General features: G+C 62.7%; 19 protein-coding genes. 8 read left to right on the forward strand and 11 right to left on the reverse strand.

Features of this window, described 5'->3' with window-relative positions:
• Positions 1 to 37 precede the first annotated feature (37 nt).
• The 4 genes from V5F23_RS13960 to V5F23_RS13975 form a co-directional block, all read right to left on the reverse strand.
• Positions 38 to 997 carry an AraC family transcriptional regulator gene (locus tag V5F23_RS13960; RefSeq protein ID WP_338498809.1) on the reverse strand — a complete coding sequence of 320 codons (960 nt, stop codon included), beginning with the start codon at positions 995 to 997 and terminating at the stop codon, positions 38 to 40.
• A gap of 106 nt (positions 998 to 1,103) precedes the next feature.
• The gene (gene catA / locus V5F23_RS13965; RefSeq protein ID WP_123579061.1) at positions 1,104 to 2,033 is read right to left on the reverse strand and encodes a catechol 1,2-dioxygenase; all 930 of its coding nucleotides are present in this window, start codon (positions 2,031 to 2,033) and stop codon (positions 1,104 to 1,106) included.
• Between the two features lie 54 nt (positions 2,034 to 2,087).
• Entirely contained in the window at positions 2,088 to 2,378 is a 291-nt protein-coding gene (gene catC, locus V5F23_RS13970) for a muconolactone Delta-isomerase (protein ID WP_338498812.1), read from the reverse strand.
• Between the two features lie 10 nt (positions 2,379 to 2,388).
• Positions 2,389 to 3,537, reverse strand: coding sequence for a muconate cycloisomerase family protein (locus V5F23_RS13975; protein ID WP_161796104.1), 1,149 nt, complete (start codon positions 3,535 to 3,537; stop codon positions 2,389 to 2,391).
• Between the two features lie 126 nt (positions 3,538 to 3,663).
• Here V5F23_RS13975 and V5F23_RS13980 point away from each other — a divergent pair, with 126 nt between their 5' ends.
• Positions 3,664 to 4,557 (forward strand): LysR family transcriptional regulator, encoded by an 894-nt coding sequence (locus V5F23_RS13980; protein WP_338498814.1) that lies wholly within the window; start codon positions 3,664 to 3,666, stop codon positions 4,555 to 4,557.
• 196 nt (positions 4,558 to 4,753) lie between these two features.
• On the opposite strand, the gene V5F23_RS13985 is transcribed toward V5F23_RS13980, so the two are convergent.
• Together V5F23_RS13985 and V5F23_RS13990 are read right to left on the reverse strand one after the other, a co-directional pair.
• Entirely contained in the window at positions 4,754 to 5,449 is a 696-nt protein-coding gene (locus V5F23_RS13985; RefSeq protein WP_338498816.1) for a tRNA (adenine(22)-N(1))-methyltransferase TrmK, read from the reverse strand.
• A gap of 117 nt (positions 5,450 to 5,566) precedes the next feature.
• Positions 5,567 to 7,015, reverse strand: coding sequence for an MBL fold metallo-hydrolase (locus V5F23_RS13990; protein ID WP_338498817.1), 1,449 nt, complete (start codon positions 7,013 to 7,015; stop codon positions 5,567 to 5,569).
• Positions 7,016 to 7,211: 196 nt separating this feature from the next.
• Here V5F23_RS13990 and V5F23_RS13995 point away from each other — a divergent pair, with 196 nt between their 5' ends.
• Positions 7,212 to 8,081: an AraC family transcriptional regulator gene (locus V5F23_RS13995; RefSeq protein ID WP_338498819.1), complete on the forward strand. Its 870-nt coding sequence runs from the start codon at positions 7,212 to 7,214 to the stop codon at positions 8,079 to 8,081.
• Between the two features lie 12 nt (positions 8,082 to 8,093).
• Here the strand turns inward: V5F23_RS13995 and V5F23_RS14000 are convergent, their stop codons facing one another.
• Together V5F23_RS14000 and V5F23_RS14005 are read right to left on the reverse strand one after the other, a co-directional pair.
• A complete protein-coding gene (locus V5F23_RS14000; RefSeq protein ID WP_338498820.1) occupies positions 8,094 to 8,612 on the reverse strand; it encodes a hypothetical protein in 519 nt (172 codons plus the stop codon).
• A 164-nt stretch (positions 8,613 to 8,776) separates the two neighbouring features.
• A complete protein-coding gene (locus tag V5F23_RS14005; RefSeq protein WP_338498821.1) occupies positions 8,777 to 10,183 on the reverse strand; it encodes a hypothetical protein in 1,407 nt (468 codons plus the stop codon).
• Between the two features lie 175 nt (positions 10,184 to 10,358).
• Between V5F23_RS14005 and V5F23_RS14010 the strand changes: the two genes are divergently transcribed.
• Positions 10,359 to 10,793: a YeeE/YedE family protein gene (locus V5F23_RS14010; protein WP_047738635.1), complete on the forward strand. Its 435-nt coding sequence runs from the start codon at positions 10,359 to 10,361 to the stop codon at positions 10,791 to 10,793.
• Position 10,794: 1 nt separating this feature from the next.
• A complete protein-coding gene (locus tag V5F23_RS14015; protein WP_338498823.1) occupies positions 10,795 to 11,214 on the forward strand; it encodes a YeeE/YedE family protein in 420 nt (139 codons plus the stop codon).
• 72 nt (positions 11,215 to 11,286) lie between these two features.
• Here the strand turns inward: V5F23_RS14015 and V5F23_RS14020 are convergent, their stop codons facing one another.
• A complete protein-coding gene (locus V5F23_RS14020; RefSeq protein ID WP_338498826.1) occupies positions 11,287 to 11,682 on the reverse strand; it encodes a cupin domain-containing protein in 396 nt (131 codons plus the stop codon).
• Positions 11,683 to 11,781: 99 nt separating this feature from the next.
• Here V5F23_RS14020 and V5F23_RS14025 point away from each other — a divergent pair, with 99 nt between their 5' ends.
• Positions 11,782 to 12,396 carry a TetR/AcrR family transcriptional regulator gene (locus tag V5F23_RS14025; protein ID WP_244868278.1) on the forward strand — a complete coding sequence of 205 codons (615 nt, stop codon included), beginning with the start codon at positions 11,782 to 11,784 and terminating at the stop codon, positions 12,394 to 12,396.
• Here V5F23_RS14025 and V5F23_RS14030 read toward each other — a convergent pair.
• Positions 12,393 to 12,968, reverse strand: a complete 576-nt coding sequence (locus tag V5F23_RS14030; RefSeq protein ID WP_047738638.1) for a TetR/AcrR family transcriptional regulator — start codon at positions 12,966 to 12,968, stop codon at positions 12,393 to 12,395. The genes V5F23_RS14025 and V5F23_RS14030 overlap by 4 nt on opposite strands.
• 139 nt (positions 12,969 to 13,107) lie before the next feature.
• Between V5F23_RS14030 and V5F23_RS14035 the strand changes: the two genes are divergently transcribed.
• From V5F23_RS14035 to V5F23_RS14045, 3 genes are all read left to right on the forward strand, one after another.
• Entirely contained in the window at positions 13,108 to 13,905 is a 798-nt protein-coding gene (locus tag V5F23_RS14035; RefSeq protein WP_338498831.1) for a crotonase/enoyl-CoA hydratase family protein, read from the forward strand.
• Between the two features lie 131 nt (positions 13,906 to 14,036).
• Positions 14,037 to 14,960, forward strand: a complete 924-nt coding sequence (locus V5F23_RS14040) for an alpha/beta fold hydrolase (protein WP_338498833.1) — start codon at positions 14,037 to 14,039, stop codon at positions 14,958 to 14,960.
• Between the two features lie 62 nt (positions 14,961 to 15,022).
• Positions 15,023 to 16,180 carry a PatB family C-S lyase gene (locus V5F23_RS14045; protein ID WP_042732053.1) on the forward strand — a complete coding sequence of 386 codons (1,158 nt, stop codon included), beginning with the start codon at positions 15,023 to 15,025 and terminating at the stop codon, positions 16,178 to 16,180.
• Between the two features lie 186 nt (positions 16,181 to 16,366).
• Here V5F23_RS14045 and V5F23_RS14050 read toward each other — a convergent pair whose 3' ends face one another.
• Complete coding sequence (locus tag V5F23_RS14050; RefSeq protein WP_047739559.1) at positions 16,367 to 16,771, reverse strand: VOC family protein; 405 nt, start codon at positions 16,769 to 16,771, stop codon at positions 16,367 to 16,369.
• Positions 16,772 to 16,777: the final 6 nt, after the last annotated feature.

Genomic DNA, 16,777 nt, shown 5'->3' on the forward strand with positions numbered 1-16,777 from the left:
CCCAGACGCCCTTGTGGGAGCGAGCAAGCCCAGCGCATCAGTGGCGGCGTTTCAAGGTCTCGGAAGGCAGTTCGCCGAATTGCTTGCGGTAGCTGTCGGAGAAGCGCCCAAGGTGCAGGAAGCCATAGTCCAGGGCCACTTCGGTGACGTTGCGAACGTTGCAACCCGGGTCGCTCAGGCAAGCCTTGATACGCTCCAGGCGTTGCTGCCGGATGTAGTTCTTCGGTGTGGTGCCGGCATGGCGCTCGAACAACCCGTACAGCGACCGCAGGCTCATCCGCGCCTGGCGGGCCAGCGCCTCGCTGTCGATGTCCTGTTTGAGGTGGCGGGCGATGTAATCGGCGAGCCCCTCGAACGTGGCCGCCTGCGAGCCGAGGCAGGTACGGCTGACATTGGTTTTCATCAGGCCAAGCATCTTGCTGGCGATGATCTGTGCGTAGTGTTCCTGCACCCTGGGCACCGGCTCGCTGGCTTCGGCTTCCTGGCAGATCATGGCCAGCAGGCCGACAAACCCTTCCAGTTCATCGAGCCGATAACGGTTCTCCAGGAACCGCACGCCCTGCCCCGGATACCGCCAGCGTTGCTCGTCACAAAGCGACTCAAGCAGCTGGACCGGCAGCTTGATGATGAATTTCTCGCAGTCGGCCGAATAGGTCAGGTCCACCGGTTCGTCGGGGTTGATCAGCAACAGTTCGCCCGGCGTGAAGGCGTGTTCCAGCCCACGACCGCGCCACAGGCAATGGCCGTGCAACAACACTTGCAGGTGATAGACGTTCTCCAGCGCCCCGGACGTGACGCGCACGCTGCCGCCGTAGCTGATGCGACACAGGTCGAGGCTGGCGAACTTGCGGTGGTTGAGGCTGGCCAGCGGCCGCCCGGAACGGGGCATGCCGATGCGATGGGTACCGACATGCTGGTTGATGTAGCCAGAGACTGCATGAGGGTCGGCGTGATCGAACACGGTACTGCGCTGACTCAAGAGTTGCGCGTGCATCATCGGGTCACTCCCGTTCTTGTTATGGGGCCCAGGCCCTAAGCGGCGCTGCGGCCCAAACGCCGACGGCACGGGAAAAGTCCCGTGCCGCAGGTCACCGTCGTAGGGTTCAGGCTTCGAGTGCGCGAACACGCTCGTGGCGCTGCTGCTCTTCGGGCTGGGCGGACGGCTGCAAGGTAAAGTCAAAATCGATCTCGGCAAACCGGCCACTGACACCCCGGGCGCTGGCGCGCGCCGGATCGTCGCTGAAGGTGATCCTGGCGATCAGTTCGTCGCGGGTCGCGTAAGCGAAATCGTCATGCAGGTACTGGTCGCCATCCAGGTTGATCTGGGTGGTGAGGTGCCGATGGTCCGGTGCCGAGATAAAGAAGTGGATGTGCGCCGGACGCTGGCCATGGCGACCCAATTGATCGAGCAATTGCTGGGTCGGACCGTCCGGCGGGCAGCCATAACCCGACGGCACGATGCTGCGAAAGCGATAGCGGCCCTCGGCGTCGGTGACGATGCGCCGGCGCAGGTTGAACGCCGATTGCGTGGTGTCGAAGTACGAGTAGGTGCCACCTGTGTTGGCGTGCCAGACGTCCACGACAGCGCCGGCCAAAGGCTCGCCAGCGGTGTTCAGGACTCGGCCCTGCATGAACAGGGTCACGCCCGGGTCGGCGCCGTCATCCAGGCGTGCTTCGCCTTGGGACAACGGCGCGCCGGCCACATACAACGGGCCTTCGATGGTACGCGGCGTCCCGCCGGACTTGCCGGCCTGCTCGTCTTCGGCATCCATCAGCAGGTCGAGGTAATGCTCAAGGCCCAGGCCGGCCACCAGCAGCCCGGCTTCCTGGCGCGCGCCAAGGACGTTGAGGTAATTGACGGCCTTCCAGAATTCCTCCGGGGTCACGCCAAGGTCTTCGATGATGTTCACCGAATCACGCAGGATCCGGTAAACCAGAGCCTTGGTGCGCGGGTTCCCTTCGTCGTTGAACAGGCCGCTGGCTTGCTCGAGAAACTGCTGGACGCCGGCCGTGTGGGAAATCTTGATGTTCATTTCGGTAGTTCCTCATCTTGTAATTATGAGTGTAGCGAGGCGGCCCCAACGGGCTCAGCGATCATCCTCGTGAATCGAGGACGGGTGGCGGCACATCGCAGTGACTTCGATCGCCATGTACGGGTACAGCGGCAGTTGCATCAGCAGGTCATGCAGTTGCTGGACGCTGTCGACGTCGAACACGCTGTAGTTGGCGTAGAGCCCGGCGATGCGCCACAAATGACGCCACGTGCCCTGCGCTTGCAGGCGCTGGGCCAGGGCTTTCTCGTCGGCCTTGAGCCGCGCGGCCCGTTCGGGGTTCATGTCGACCGGCAGGTTCACGGTCATCTTTACGTGGAACAGCATGGGGCTCTCCTCAGGCGCTTTGGACGTGGGTGGCGGTCTTGTCACGGCGCAAGAACGCCAGGCGCTCTTCATCCAGGCTCACCCCCAAGCCGGGGGCCTTCGGCACGTGCAGTTCGAAATCGCGGTAGACCAGGGGGGCATTGAGAATGTCTTCGGTCAGCAACAGCGGGCCGAACAATTCGGTGTCCCAGGCGAGTCGGTCCAGGGTCACGAACGCGTGGGCCGACGCCAGGGTGCCCAGGCCGCCTTCCAGCATTGTCCCGCCGTACAGCGCGATACCGGCCGCTTCGGCAATGGCCGCGGTGCGCAATACAGCGCGCGGGCCGCCGTTCTTGGCGATTTTCAGGGCGAACACCGAAGCCGCGCCTTCGCGGGCGAGATTGAATGCATCCTCTACGCTTTCGATGGATTCGTCGGCCATGATCGGTGCCGGGCTGATGGCGTTCAGGCGTGCCATGCCGGCGCGGTTGTTGCGCGAAATCGGTTGTTCGATCAAGTCGATGCCGTTGCTGCCCAAAACCCGGCAAGCCCGCAGCGCCACCGCTTCGTCCCACGCCTGATTGACGTCGACCCGTACGCTGGCACGTTCGCCCAACGCTTTCTTGATCGCAATGGCGTGCGCCAGGTCACGGTTGACTTCACCGGCGCCGATTTTGAGCTTGAAGATCCGGTGGCGGCGCAGATCGAGCATTTTTTCCGCTTCGGCGATGTCCCTGTCGGTATCACCACTGGCGAGGGTCCAGGCCACCGGCAGTGAATCACGGACCCGTCCGCCCAGCAGTTCACTGACCGGCAGGCCGAGGCGTTTGCCCTGAGCATCGAGCAAAGCGGTTTCGACGCCGGACTTGGCAAAGGTGTTGCCACGGATACAACGCTCCAGGCGCAGCATCGCGGCGTTGACGTTACGGCTGTCCTGGCCGAGCAGCAGCGGTGCGAAGTGCCGGTCGAGGTTGGTCTTGATGCTTTCGGGGCTTTCGTTGCCATACGCCAGGCCACCGATGGTGGTGGATTCACCAATGCCCTCGATGCCATCGGCGCAGCGCACGCGGATGATCACCAGGGTCTGGTGCTGCAGGGTGTGCATGGCCAGCTTGTGCGGGCGGATGGTTGGCAGATCGACGATGATCGTCTCGATCGACTCAATGGCGGTTTCCAGCATCTCGATACCCATCAGGTTCTTAAAATTCTGGAACCGATTCTGGTACGGCTTTTTTCGGGAAGCCAATATAGAATTGGTCTGGATCGATACCTTGAAGGTATTAACCATTCACTCATGGGAGGCCCCATGGAACTGCGCCACCTGCGGTATTTTCAGGTCCTGGGGCAAACCCTCAATTTCACCCGCGCCGCTGAGCGCCTGCACATCGCCCAGCCACCCCTGAGCCGGCAGATCCAGCAGTTGGAAGACGAATTGGGGGTCATGCTGCTGGAGCGTGGGCGTCCACTGAAACTCACCGACGCCGGACGTTTTTTCTTCGAGCAGACCACCACCCTGCTGGAACAGTTGGAAAAGGTCTGCGGCAATACCCGGCGCATCGGCGAGGGCGCAAAGCGTTGGTTGGGGATCGGTTTCGCGCCGTCAACCTTGTACGGCGTGCTGCCGGAACTGATTCGCCGCCTGCGTAGCCACGAGGCGATGGCGCTGGAACTCGGGCTCTCGGAAATGACCACGCTGCAACAGGTCGAGGCGCTCAAGGCCGGGCGTATCGACATTGGCTTCGGGCGCATCCACATCGACGACCCGGCGATTGTCCAGCGAGTGCTGACGGAGGATCGCCTGGTGGTCGCCCTGCCCGCCGGGCATCCGCTGATCGGTCAGCCGGTGGCGCTGGATCAACTGGTCGCCGAGCCTTTCGTGCTCTATCCCGGCAACCCACGCCCGAGCTATGCCGACCATGTCATGGGCCTCTTCAAGGCGCGAGGCCTGAGCATCAATGTTGCCCAGTGGACCAACGAACTGCAGACCGCCATCGGCCTGGTGGGCGCCGGCATGGGCATCACCCTGGTGCCGGCCTCGGTGCAGGTGTTGCACCGCGACGACATCGGTTTCTGCACGCTGCTGGAGGACGACGCGACCTCGCCGATCATCCAGAGCCGACGGGCCAACGACGCGTCGCCGGCGATGGTCCATTGCCTGGCCCTGATCGACGCGCTGAGGGAGGAACTCGGACGGCAATGACGCCTTCTTGCTGCCGGCAGGAAAATTAACGAAACGAGCGGCATCACGGGCGGTCTAGAAAAATAAGCCCATCTGATGAGAGCGTTCTTATGTTGAAATTCCTTGGCGGCACCGTTGGCATCATTTTCCTGATCGGCCTGATCGTGGTCATTGCGCTGTTCAAGTTCATCTTCTGATGACAAGGACGGCTTGATGGTCATGCCAGCAGCGCGGTAATCCACTTCACCTCGCGGGCAACGGCCTGCACCTTCGCCTCGGGCACGGCCTGCCGCGCCTGGGCGAAGCTGGCCAGGGTCTTGTGCTTCTGGCGCAGCAGGCGCTGCCACTTGGCCAGGAAGGCCGGGCTGCGTGACTGCAACTGCAAGGGGCCGAAGTACAGCTCCTGGGCGGTATACGTCACCGGGCCCGTGCGCTCGGCAACGATGATTTCATAGTCAAAGCGGTTCTCCCGCAGCACCTCTTCGCAGAGAATCCGATAGTCGTTCTCCATCAACCACTGGCGCAACGGCTGCTCACCGCCGTTGGGTTGCAGGATCAGGCGTTCTTGTCCGCTCAGGCGCGCTTTTGCGCTGTCGAGGATGTCGCGGATTGTCTCCCCGCCCATACCGCAAAGGCTGATCGCCGTGATCCCATCACTTGGCTCGATCGCTTCCAGCCCGTTGGCCAGGCGCACCGTGACCTGGCGCTCCAACTCGCTTTCACGCACGGTTCGCTCGGCGGCCGCGAACGGCGTCAATGCCACCTCACCGGCCACTGCGGCTGTAATAGCGCCACGGCGCACCAACGCCACCGGCAGATAAGCGTGATCCGAACCGATGTCGGCCAATCGCGCGCCCATTGGCACGTGCGCCGCCACGCGTTCCAGACGCATGGACAATGTCTGATCGTTCAACTGCCGCCCCTTTGACCCTCAACGTCCGGCACCTTTTGCCCGGATCGGGCGCGATTCTGGCGAGCCACGTCGTGTAATTCAAATTTATGCGACAAGTCTCCCTCCAGCGCCGGCCGATCACGACGGGGGAATGGAGATCTGGCCCTCCTGGCCCGCCTCCCGGTACCTCGCCCGCAGCACCTCGGCCAGGCGCTGCTTGGCCTGGTCCTCGCCGTGGATCAGGCGGATTTCCCCGGGCCAGGCCTTCATTCCGGTGACAAAGCCCACCAGGTCAGCCTGGTCCGCATGGGCCGAGTAGCCGCTGACGCTGTCGACACCGGCACGGATGTCGACGCGAGCGCCCTCCAGCACCACGAATCCGCCCTCCGGCCCGTGGGTCAAAATGTCCCGCCCAGGCGTGCCCTTGCCCTGATAGCCGACGAACACCACGTTATGCCTCGGATCGCCCAACATGGCTTTGAGGTAGTTGACGATTCGCCCGCCGGAACACATGCCATTGCCGGCGATGACGATCGCCGGGCGAGCGGTTTCGGTAAGGTGCTCGACGATGCGTCGGTGTTCATCATGGCTATCGACCGTGATCAGTTGCTTGAAGGACAGCGGCTTGCGGCCTTGTTCCAGGCGTTGCCGGGCGTCGTCATCCCAGAAGCCCTGCAGCTCCTTGTAGGTGCGGGTGAATTGGCTGGCGAGCGGTGAGTCGAGAATGATCGGAATCTGCGGCCAGTCGATATCGGCAGCGCCGTTCCTGGCGTTGGCCTGGGGCTCACAGGCCGGGCTGGACAGGCCTTTTTCGTGAAGGATCTCTTCCAGTTCATACAGCAGGTCCTGGGTCCGGCCGATGCTGAATGAGGGGATCAGCACCGTGCCCTGGTCCGCCAACGCCCGCTCGATGGCGGCCAACAGGCGCTCGCGGCGATGGGCCCGGTCTTCGTGGCGGCGGTCACCGTAGGTGCTTTCCATGATCAGCAGGTCGGCGCGCTCAGGTGGCACCAGGTCAGGCAGGATTGGCGAATGTGGCGCCCCCAGGTCACCGCTGAACACCACGCGCCTGCCCGCCGATTCCTCGCCCAGTTGCAATTCGACATACGCCGAACCCAGTACATGCCCGGCCGGTTGCAGGCGCACCTGGCAACGGGTCTGATCGGTTTCGTGCAGGGTGAACCAGTTGCCATAGGGCAAGGCAATGATCCGTTGCTCGACGACCTTGAGGTAGCGCTCCAGTTGCTCCTGATCGCGACTGATCGACAGGCGAAACGCATCCTCAAGCACGATCGGCAACAGCCGCGCCGAGGGCTCGCTGCACAGGATCGGACCCTCGAAGCCCGCCGCCAGCAGGTTGGGAATCCGCCCGACATGGTCGATGTGCACGTGCGTGACGATCAGGGCCTTGATGCCTTCGATGGAAAAATCCAGGCCCAGCGCATCGTCCCCGCCCTGCCCCTCGTCCTCTCCCTGGAACTGGCCGCAGTCGATCAGCAGGCTGTAGGTCTCGTCCATCCAGACCTGATGACACGAGCCGGTCACACCTTCGTGCGCACCGTGGTGAATGACTTTCGGGTTGTTCATCAGGTTTCCTTGGCGGACGCTGGCTTGACGTCCTTTCGGCAACGCGCCGAGCGAGATAGTTTCCGCCGGTTAATGCCCTTCGCCACGCTCGATCACGGGCTGAGCGGGAATCGACGCCTTGAGCAAGCACGGCTAGGTATCTCTACCGGCTATCGTTGATGCTATTGCCGACCGTACTTCCAGGAAGGTTATTCCAGTGCCTGACATGCCGAACCACCACGCGTACCTGAAACGCTTCAACGCGGTACTCGCCTACATCGAGGCCAATCTCGAAGCAGACTTATCGGTGAATGCGCTGAGCCAGGTGGCGAACTTTTCGGCGTTTCATTTCCATCGACAGTTCACGGCGTTCGTCGGGGTGTCCGTTTCACGCTATGTGCAACTGATGAGGCTGCGACAGGCGGCACACCGGCTCACCGCCCAGGCAGACTGTTCGGTGCTGGATGCCGCCCTCAGTGCTGGCTTCGAAAGTCCCGAAGCCTTCAGCAGAGCGTTCAGACGAGCATTCGGCCGGTCGCCGAGCGTTTTCCGCAAGGCGCCAAACTGGCAGGTCTGGAATGCGGTATTCGCCATCCCTCACTTTTCCAGGACCATCATCATGCAAGTCAAAATCGTGCAACGTGCCGAAGTCAGAGTCGCCGCGCTTGAACACTGCGGCCCTTCCGAACGCGTCGACGAGAGTGTGCGCACATTCGTCGAGTGGCGCAGGCAGAGCGGGCAATCGCCGGTGGCGTCCAGTCGGACGTTCGGCATTCCCTACAGCAACCCCGACACGACCCCGGCGCACGCGTTCCGCTTCGCCATTTGCGGTGAAATTCACGAGGCCGTGGCGCCCAATGAATTCGGCATTCGCGAACACGTCATTGCCGGGGGACGCTACGTGGTGGTGCGCCATTCGGGGTCGCCGGATCACATCGGCGAAACGATCTATCCGATCTATCGCGACTGGCTTCCCAACAGTGGCGAAGAACTGCGCAATGAGCCGCTGTTCTTCGAATACCTGAGTGTCTATCCCGAAACGCCGAAGAGCCAATGGCAGACGGATGTGTATGTGCCGCTGCAGTAGCTGCGCGACGCGTTACTTGACCTCGACCAGTCGCTGGGCGTTCGAGCCTTCCAGGGACAGGTGGATGACGCCGGTCTTGCTGGGGAAGTTCGGCGCGTCGTCGTCGGTGTTTTCCATCACGGGGATGTCGATCAGGGTTTGCTCGCCCGCCGGGTCGCTGACCAGCTTGGCATTGAGCTTGTCGATCGAACGCCAGCTGTCACCGCCAACGCGGATGACGTCCAGCAGGCTGTAATGCAGCATGCCTTCTTCGTTTTCTTCAGGCGTGAAAGCGGCCAGGTATTGGCTGTAGTTGTTGCCGCCGCCGAAGCCTTCGATGGTGAACACGGCGAGCGTCACCTGGCTTTCCTCGCCGGTGTTCAAGGTCTGGGCCGTGGTCGCCTCGGGGTAGCCGGTGGCGTAGCTGTCCTGGAGCAGTGCCACCAGGTGTCCGACCTGCTCTTGCAGGGCTTTGGGCACACTGGCCGGCTCGGCGGCGTGGGTCAGGGAAGAAAACAGGAACAGGCTGGCGGCAAGCAGACGCAATGTCATGGTGAGAGATCCTTTCATGATGAGCGATCCAAGGTGTTGGAGATGATCGCGGATGTTAGCGCGTGGATGGGAATTTGCTATCGAATTTCGGGCAGGCAAGCTCCCCCCCGATAACCTAAGGGAGCAAGCCTGCCCGCCAAGGCAATGGCTCAGCCGCCCTGAAATCAAGGCTGACGCCTCAGGTACATCCCCGGCAGATCCTCCGGGGACTCGAACACTTCGTTGTGGCTGATGACCGCGAAGTGGGGTAACAGTTGTATGTGATAAGGCCCGCCGTCGCCCAACGCCTGTGGCCCGCGCACGATGATCAGGTTGTCGGCGTCCATTGGCACCACTTGGTGCTCCCGCAAGACTTCCCGGGCCGTCGCGGCGTCCCTCACGGTCACGGTGAACTCTGCGACTTCCCTGCCCTCGGCATCCCGCTCGGGCAGGATCTGCAAGTCCAGGTCGGCGTCGTGCCCCTGGGCGTCCTTACGCATCTGGTAATGGCCGCTGCGCTGGGCGGAACCGACTTTACCGCTCGCTTCGACATCCGGTTCGCCCGCATCACCGTGCAGCATGACCGCCATTTGCCGGTCATTGCCCTTGACGCCACTGATCCAGGTGCCGGTGAAGTCGTAGGGCTCGGCCTGTCCCTGAGTGATCCGCCAGATACCTGTCTGGCGGCCATCGTCGGCAAATTCCTGGAGGACCGCGTAGCTGTCATCGCCGTCGTTGTTCATAAAGCCGGCCAGCTTGATCGGTTTACCGTTGCCGCCCTTGGTATAGCGCACTTCACCGATCATCAGCGCGCCCTGTTGCTGGTACCAGAGGTCCACCGGGACTTTGCCGCCGACGGTGCCCTTGAGCATGATCGGGTCCTCGTAGTCCGGCCCGCTTAGGCTGGTCTGCTCGTGCCACTGGCCGTCCTTCAACTCACCGTAGGTCTGGCGTTTATAGCCGCTGGGCATGCTGGAGCTGTCGCCAAGCTCGCTCGGCTCGACCTCATCCTCGCTGGAAGAGCGAAGCCGGACCAACGCGTCACCCTGCATTTGCCACTGGGTGGTACGGGTCGAGCAGCAGCCGCGGTCGGTCTGGGTGAACAGGATATGGTCCAGGGCAATCACCGAGAACATCCCGCTGCTGGCTTGCTTCGCCAGGTCCGTCAGGGCGGCGTTGAGTACCCATTGGGGTTTGTTCGGGTCTTGCAGGTAGACGTCGAACATCGGCTTGTAGCGCGACTCAGGGTCCGTGCCGTTGCGAATCGCCAGGTCCTGGCGACCGTCGAAGTTGAAGTCGGCGAAATACAACAGGCTGAAGGGACCCAGCAGCCAGGGGTTCACCTTGCCGTCGCGATCGACCGGCACATTGCCGGCCGGCGTCTGCAACTGCTGCAAGACTGCCTGCGTGTTGTTGTCGCGCACGGTGATGAACGCTTGCGCCAGTTGCTCGGGGTCTTCGGGCGGGTCCGGGAACAGGACGTCGACCCGGTATTGGCCGTCGCGGTCATTGACCGAAAAAGAGCGCGGTTCAGCCATCACCGGCGCCACCAGGGCCGCGGAAAGAAGCACACCACTGACAAGCGAACGCATCCATCGCTTCCTTGCTGAAAATCGGGGAGGCGCAGTGTAACGACAAGCTCGCCCCCATCGCGACAGCGGGCCGGACCTTTCAATGCAGTTGTAAGAACTGCATCACAGGACGACACTTGGATTTTCGCCGCGCCAGGCTCGGTGCGACGGCCAACCCTGCAACAGTGACCCCATCATGACAATCGACTGGCTCAACTTCACTCCGTGGTCCTCCCTCGCCGGCGGCGTATTGATCGGCCTCGCCGCCGCCCTGTTTGTCATCGCCAACGGTCGCATCGCCGGCATCAGCGGGCTGATCGGCAGCCTTTTGCAACGTGGCAGCGAAGGCGTCGATGAGAAGGCGTTGTTTCTGCTGGGCTTGCTGGTCGCGCCGCTGTTATGGGGTGTGTTTGCCGTGGCGCCGCGAATCGAATTCCAGGGCGGCTGGCTTGGCCTTGCGGTCGCCGGCCTGTTGGTGGGCCTCGGCACCCGCTACGGCTCGGGCTGTACGAGCGGCCATGGCGTGTGTGGCCTTTCCCGCCTTTCACCGCGTTCGATGGTGGCCACGGCCTGCTTCATGTTCAGCGGTTTCGCCACCGTGTTCATCCTGCGCCATGTGCTGGGGGCCTGACATGGTCAAGTTGACGGCTTTTATCGCGGGTGTACTGTTTGGCTTCGGGCTGCTGCTATCGGGCATGACCAACCCGGCAAAAGTACTGGCGTTCCTGGACTTGGGCGGCGCCTGGGACCCTTCCCTGGGCCTGGTGATGGCCGGTGCGATAGGCGCGGCGATTGGCCCGCTGACCTGGGCCCGCCGCCGTTCACGCTCATTACTGGGCAACCCGATGCAATGGCCGGTCAAGCGCGAGCTGGACCGGCGCCTGATCGGTGGCAGCCTGGTGTTTGGCATCGGCTGGGGCATCGCCGGTATTTGCCCCGGCCCCGCGGTTGCCCTGCTGCTGACAGGGCATTGGCAAGTCATCCTGTTCAGCGTGGCGATGCTGGTGGGCATGCTGTTGTTCAGCGCCCTTGAGCGCCGAAACCTGCGTTGATGAACAGTCCAATGCCCGGCGGCACAAGCCAGTCCCTTCGCCACCGGGCAGCCGTGCAGCTGCTTTGCACCGTCAGTCGGCGGTGCCGCTGGTGACCACGGTGAATTTGCGGCTGAACTCGAACACCTCGCAGATCCCCGTGTGCCCGGCCGGAATCGACACGCCGTCGCCCGCCCCCATTTCAAAGCGTTCGCCGGTGTCCATCGTGATCGCGATACGCCCTTCAATCAGCACGAAGGCTTCATCGTTGTCAAAACGCCAGTGAAACTTCGCCGGTTGCGAGGTAAAGAACGCGACGGACTTGTGCGGGGTTTTCACTCCGACGGTTCGCAGCAGTTTCATGCGGGTGTCCGGCTGGCCCTCGATGATATCGTCACCCAACGGATAGGCCAGCCAGCCATCTGGCGTGTTCAATGAAGCAAGCGCTACGGAGTCGATGGGGTTGGGCAGTCGGGGACGCGCAGTCATGTCTTCAATACCTCGTGCAGGAATGTATGGATGCGACTTATGACAAATGGCATAGTCGGAGCTGAGCCTACACCCAAATATGACGATTGGCATAATTTTATGAAAATTTCGACTCGGGACCGGATGATCGCCGGCGCGGCGGACTTGCTGCGGCGAAAAGGCATGACCGCCACCAGCATGCGGGAAATCGTGCGTCACTCGAACACGCCACGCGGTTCCATCGCCCACCATTTCCCCGGCGGCAAACGTCAACTGCTCGAAGCGGCCGTGGACCATGCGGGACGGGAAGTGAGCGAGCCGCTGGCCCTACTGCTGAGCAGCAAAGGCCCGGTCGAAGGCCTGGAGCGGTTTGTCGACAGGTGGCGCCAGGCCCTCGAAGACACAGCGTTCCAAGCCGGCTGCGCGGTGTTGGCCGTGGCGGTCGAACATTACGTGTCCGACCAGCGCGGCGAGTCCGAGAGTGAGCTGGAAAGGCAAGTCCAGCGGCAGTTGCTGGATCAAGCCCACGGGATATTCACTCAATGGCAGGCGATCATCGTCCGGGCCTTGACGGACGCAGGTGTAGCGCCCACGCGGGCCCACAGCCTGGCGCTGTTGACGATCGCCGCCATCGAAGGCTCGGTCGCGCTATGCCGGGCCGCCCGCAGCACGGCACCGCTGGACGTCATCTGGCAGGAACTCAAGCAAACCCTGGAGCAGGCGCTGGCGGTCTAACCGGCGATCTCGGCCGCTTCCAACTGATGCACGCCGCGCGCGATTACGCCGTCCAGGTAGCCCGCGTCGCCGTAGATGCGCGTCAACAGGATCGCACCCTCGAAATCAGCCACCAGTTGCCGGGCGAGCGCGGTGGCCTGCTCCTGGTCGTAGCGCCCGATGAAGAGCCTGGAAAACGCGGCGGTCCAGTCGTCCAGGAAGGCGCGGATCGGTTCCATCAGTTCGGTCTTGCCATACGTGGCGTCGATGGCAACCACCCCCATCAGGCAGCCGATCGAATCCTGCTGGAACAACTTCCTGGCCTTGCGCCCCATCGCCACGAACCGTTCCTGGGGCGAGCGGCTTTCATCGTAGGCAATGGCGAACAAGGTTTGCTTGAGGCCGGCATGGGTCCACTCCAGCACATCGCGCAGCAACGACTCCTTGTTGGAGTAATGGTGATAGAACGAAGCCTTGGTCAACCCGCACGCCGACGACAGCGCGTCCATGGTCGTGCCATGGTAACCAAGGCGCTTGAACGTGTTTGCGCAGCGCTGGAGCAGCTCATCACGGGGAATTTTCAACGGTCGCACGGTCAGTCCTGCTCTCGATCAGTGGGATTGATTCTATGACATAAGCCTGGGCGTCTCAATTTGACGGTTACCGAATGTTTGTTTAGTTTCTGCAAACCAAACGTACGTTAAGTAACTGAACAATGTCCAGGAGCCCTACATGAGCGAAGTAAACAGCGGTGCGGGTCGCGTCACCCGCGAGCAACGTGGCCATCTTTTCCTGATCGGCCTTGATCGGGCGGGCAAACGTAACGCCTTCGACAGTGCCATGCTCACCGACCTGGCCCTGGCCTTCGGTGAGTTCGAGCGCGACGAGCAATCGCGTTGTGCGGTGCTGTTCGCCCACGGCGAACACTTCACCGCCGGCCTCGACCTGATGGAACTGGCGCCGAAGCTGGCCTCGGGTGGTTTCCAGTACCCGGACGAAGGCATTGACCCCTGGGGCGTGTCGAAACCGCGTCGGACCAAGCCCGTGGTCGTCGCCGTCCAAGGCACCTGCTGGACCGCCGGCATCGAACTGGTGCTCAACGCCGACATTGCCATCGCCGCGAGCAACACACGCTTCGCCCACCTGGAAGTGCTGCGGGGCATTCCACCCTCTGGCGGCTCGACCGTTCGCTTCACCCAGGCCGCCGGCTGGACCAACGCCATGCGCTACATGCTGACCGGTGAAGCCTTCGACGCCGACCAGGCATTGGTCATGCGCCTGCTGACCGAAGTGGTCGAGCCCGGCCAGGAGTTGACCCGAGCCCTCGAATACGCCGAGCGCATCGCCAAGGCTGCCCCCTTGGCCATCAAGGCCACCTTGCAATCGGCTTTCCAGGCTCGGGATGAAGGCGACGACGCCGCGCTCTCGAACCTCAATGCCCTGCTGTTCTCGCTGATCAAGAGCGAAGACGTGCGCGAAGGCGTGATGGCGATGATGCAAAAACGTGAGCCGGTGTTCAAAGGTCGCTGACCCTCGGACGCCGCCCGGACGTCCCGATCGCAACGGGTTCGGCAGCACTGGCCGAGCCACTGATCGGGGCGTCCGGATAACTTCATTCTTGGCAAAGAGCTGATCGCCGCCGCACGAACGGAACAACCCTCATGAGCAAACCTGTAACGTCCAAGGCCTTCTCAGTCATCGATCAGGTGAGCCTGACAACAAGCGATGGTTTTCGTCTCGCCGCCACCCGCTACTGCGCCCAAGGCACGCCGAAGGGCAACCTGATCATGGCGGGCGCGACGGGCGTGCAACAACGCTTCTACCGGCGCTTTGCCCAACACGCCAGCGCGCGTGGGTTCAACGTGCTGACCATCGATTACCGGGGCGTCGGCGAGTCTCGGCCAAAGACGCTCAAAGGCTTCGAGATGTCTTATCTGGACTGGGGGTACCAAGACCTGGCCGCAGCCGTCGAGTTCATGGACGACGGTCACACCCCGCTATTTTGGGTGGGCCACTCCTTTGGCGGGCACGCACTGGGCCTGCTACCCAACCACGATCGGATCACCGCGGCCTATTGCTTTGGGACCGGCGCCGGCTGGGCCGGATGGATGCCCCGGCGAGAGGCCTTCAAGGTTCGCCTGCTGTGGACATGGGTGCTGCCGGTGATTGTCGCCTGCAAGGGCTACATGGCGTGGAGCATCCTGGGCATGGGCGACGACTTACCGCTGGGTGTCTACAAGGATTGGAAACGCTGGTGCGCCCATCCCCATTATTTTTTCGACGACCCGGCCATGGCGCACGTCGCCGATCTGTACGCCGAGGTACGCCTGCCGGTGGTGTTCGCCAACGCGATGGACGATCCCTGGGCGCCACCCGTGTCACGGGATGCCTTCATCAAGGGGTATCGGAATGCATCGGTGCTGACCCGCGACCTTGCGCCCGACTCACCCCGGCAAGCCATCGGGCACATGGGCTATTTCCGCGCGTCGGCCACCCTGGTCTGGGATGAAATGCTCGACTGGTTCAGCGCTTCACTTGAATCGGCGGCGCCACGGCATCGCAACGGGCCGGGGGATTACCGATGAACGCTCCGGCGCCCTTTGCTTTATCATGGCCCCATCCCAATTCCCAGACTGATGGAACGACCATGACTTTCGATTTCGACACGGTGTTCGAGCGCCACGGCACCGGCAGCACCAAATGGAGTCGCTACCCGGCCGACGTGCTGCCGATGTGGGTGGCGGACATGGACTTCCCTGCCCCGCCCGTGGTCATCGAGGCGCTGCACAAGCGCCTCGAACACCCGATGCTGGGCTACAGCGTGGCCCAGGACAACCTTCGCGCAGCGGTCGTGGCCGACCTGTGGAACAAGTACGCCTGGCGGGTCGAGCCGCAGCAGATCGTGTTTTTGCCGGGGGTCGAGCCGGGCTTCAACATGGCCCTGCACGCCCTGGTCGCGCCCGACCAGAATGTCGTGGTGCAGGTGCCCAACTACCCGCCGCTGCGCAACGCCCCGGGGCATTGGCAACTGAACAAGGTCGAACTGGGTTTCAATGCGCTCAATGGCGAGTTCCATACGCCCCTCGGCCCGCTGCGTGACGCCCTGCAAGGGGGCGGTGCGTTGTTGTTGAGTAACCCCCACAACCCGCTGGGCAAGGTGTTCGGGCGCGAAGAGTTGCAGGCAGTGGCTGATATCTGCCTGGCACAGGGTGCCTGGATCATCTCCGACGAGATCCATGCCGACCTGTGCTTCGACGGGCGCGTGCACATTCCGACCGCCTCCCTCAGCCCGGAAATTGCCGCACGCACCATCACCCTGATGTCCGCCAGCAAGGCCTATAACATCGCCGGGTTGAAGACCTCGTTCGCCATCATCCAGGACGCCAGGTTGCGCGAGCGGGTCAACGCTGCCCGCGCCGGCATGGTCGACAGCGTCAATGCCCTGGGGCTGGAAGCGACCTGCGCGGCCTACAGCGAAGCAGGCCCGTGGCTCGAAGCTTTGAAGACCTACTTGCAAGCCAACCGCGACTACCTGGTGGAAGCGGTCAAGACGCGCCTGCCCGGTATCACCATGACGGTCCCTCAGGGCACCTACCTGGCCTGGCTGGATTGCTCGGCGCTGGGGCTGGAGGATCCGCAGGGGTTCTTCCTCCAGAACGCCAAGGTCGGCCTGAGCGCCGGCCTGGATTTCGGCGATGACGCCGGCCAGTTCGTGCGCCTGAACTTCGGCTGCCCGCGGACGCTGCTGGAGGAAGGCATTGCGCGGATGGAACGCAGCCTCAAGGCCAGGGTGTGTACGAAATAGTTTGAAACGCAGGTTAGGCAAGGCAAAAACCGGCGAGGAAGCGCAGTTGACTGGTTGTCAATGAGCATTCCGAGCCGGTTTTTAACGCCGCATAACCAAGTTTCAAGCTATTTCGTACATAGCCTAGGGGCTGAAGGCGGTGGCGAGGGGCTGCTCCCTCGCCATCCAAGGGGCTGAAAATTGCGCTCACACCCGTAGGTCCGGCGCATGCACGAAGCACAGCTTGTTGCCTTCCGGATCCCGACAATACGCCCCAAAGTATCCGGGCGAATAATGCGCGCGCAGGCCTGGCGCGCCTTCGTCGCAGCCGCCCATGGCGAGCGCCTGTTCCCACGCGGCGCGCACGGTTTGCGGTGAGTCGGCGGCGAAACTGACCTGCATGCCATTGCCCCAGGTGGCGGGCAGCCCGTTGAACGGCTCCTGCACGAACACCAGCGGCCATGGCCTGCCAGGTTGCTGCCAGCCCTCGCCGGGCGGGCCCGTGTCGTTTTCACTGGGCATGCGCACCAGGCCCAGGGTACCGAGCACCGCATCGTAAAAGGCGACCATTTTCGCCAAGTCGCGTGCGCCGATCATCACATGACTGAACATGCCTAC

The sequence above is a fragment of the Pseudomonas sp. WP18 genome (genome assembly GCF_036689585.1).
Lineage (GTDB): Bacteria > Pseudomonadota > Gammaproteobacteria > Pseudomonadales > Pseudomonadaceae > Aquipseudomonas > Aquipseudomonas chlororaphis_E.

What these genes read in the sequence shown, in the direction of transcription:
- V5F23_RS13980 (WP_338498814.1), top strand. Translation starts at nt 3,664, where the DNA reads ATGGAACTGCGCCACCTGCGGTATTTTCAGGTCCTGGGGCAAACCCTC.
- V5F23_RS14045 (WP_042732053.1), top strand. Translation starts at nt 15,023, where the DNA reads ATGACTTTCGATTTCGACACGGTGTTCGAGCGCCACGGCACCGGCAGC.
- V5F23_RS13960 (WP_338498809.1), bottom strand. Translation starts at nt 997, where the DNA reads ATGATGCACGCGCAACTCTTGAGTCAGCGCAGTACCGTGTTCGATCAC.
- V5F23_RS14015 (WP_338498823.1), top strand. Translation starts at nt 10,795, where the DNA reads ATGGTCAAGTTGACGGCTTTTATCGCGGGTGTACTGTTTGGCTTCGGG.
- V5F23_RS14035 (WP_338498831.1), top strand. Translation starts at nt 13,108, where the DNA reads ATGAGCGAAGTAAACAGCGGTGCGGGTCGCGTCACCCGCGAGCAACGT.
- V5F23_RS14005 (WP_338498821.1), bottom strand. Translation starts at nt 10,183, where the DNA reads ATGCGTTCGCTTGTCAGTGGTGTGCTTCTTTCCGCGGCCCTGGTGGCG.
- V5F23_RS14050 (WP_047739559.1), bottom strand. Translation starts at nt 16,771, where the DNA reads ATGTTCAGTCATGTGATGATCGGCGCACGCGACTTGGCGAAAATGGTC.
- V5F23_RS14000 (WP_338498820.1), bottom strand. Translation starts at nt 8,612, where the DNA reads ATGACATTGCGTCTGCTTGCCGCCAGCCTGTTCCTGTTTTCTTCCCTG.
- V5F23_RS14020 (WP_338498826.1), bottom strand. Translation starts at nt 11,682, where the DNA reads ATGACTGCGCGTCCCCGACTGCCCAACCCCATCGACTCCGTAGCGCTT.
- V5F23_RS14040 (WP_338498833.1), top strand. Translation starts at nt 14,037, where the DNA reads ATGAGCAAACCTGTAACGTCCAAGGCCTTCTCAGTCATCGATCAGGTG.
- V5F23_RS14010 (WP_047738635.1), top strand. Translation starts at nt 10,359, where the DNA reads ATGACAATCGACTGGCTCAACTTCACTCCGTGGTCCTCCCTCGCCGGC.
- V5F23_RS13975 (WP_161796104.1), bottom strand. Translation starts at nt 3,537, where the DNA reads ATGCTGGAAACCGCCATTGAGTCGATCGAGACGATCATCGTCGATCTG.
- catA (WP_123579061.1), bottom strand. Translation starts at nt 2,033, where the DNA reads ATGAACATCAAGATTTCCCACACGGCCGGCGTCCAGCAGTTTCTCGAG.
- V5F23_RS13990 (WP_338498817.1), bottom strand. Translation starts at nt 7,015, where the DNA reads ATGAACAACCCGAAAGTCATTCACCACGGTGCGCACGAAGGTGTGACC.
- V5F23_RS14025 (WP_244868278.1), top strand. Translation starts at nt 11,782, where the DNA reads ATGAAAATTTCGACTCGGGACCGGATGATCGCCGGCGCGGCGGACTTG.
- catC (WP_338498812.1), bottom strand. Translation starts at nt 2,378, where the DNA reads ATGCTGTTCCACGTAAAGATGACCGTGAACCTGCCGGTCGACATGAAC.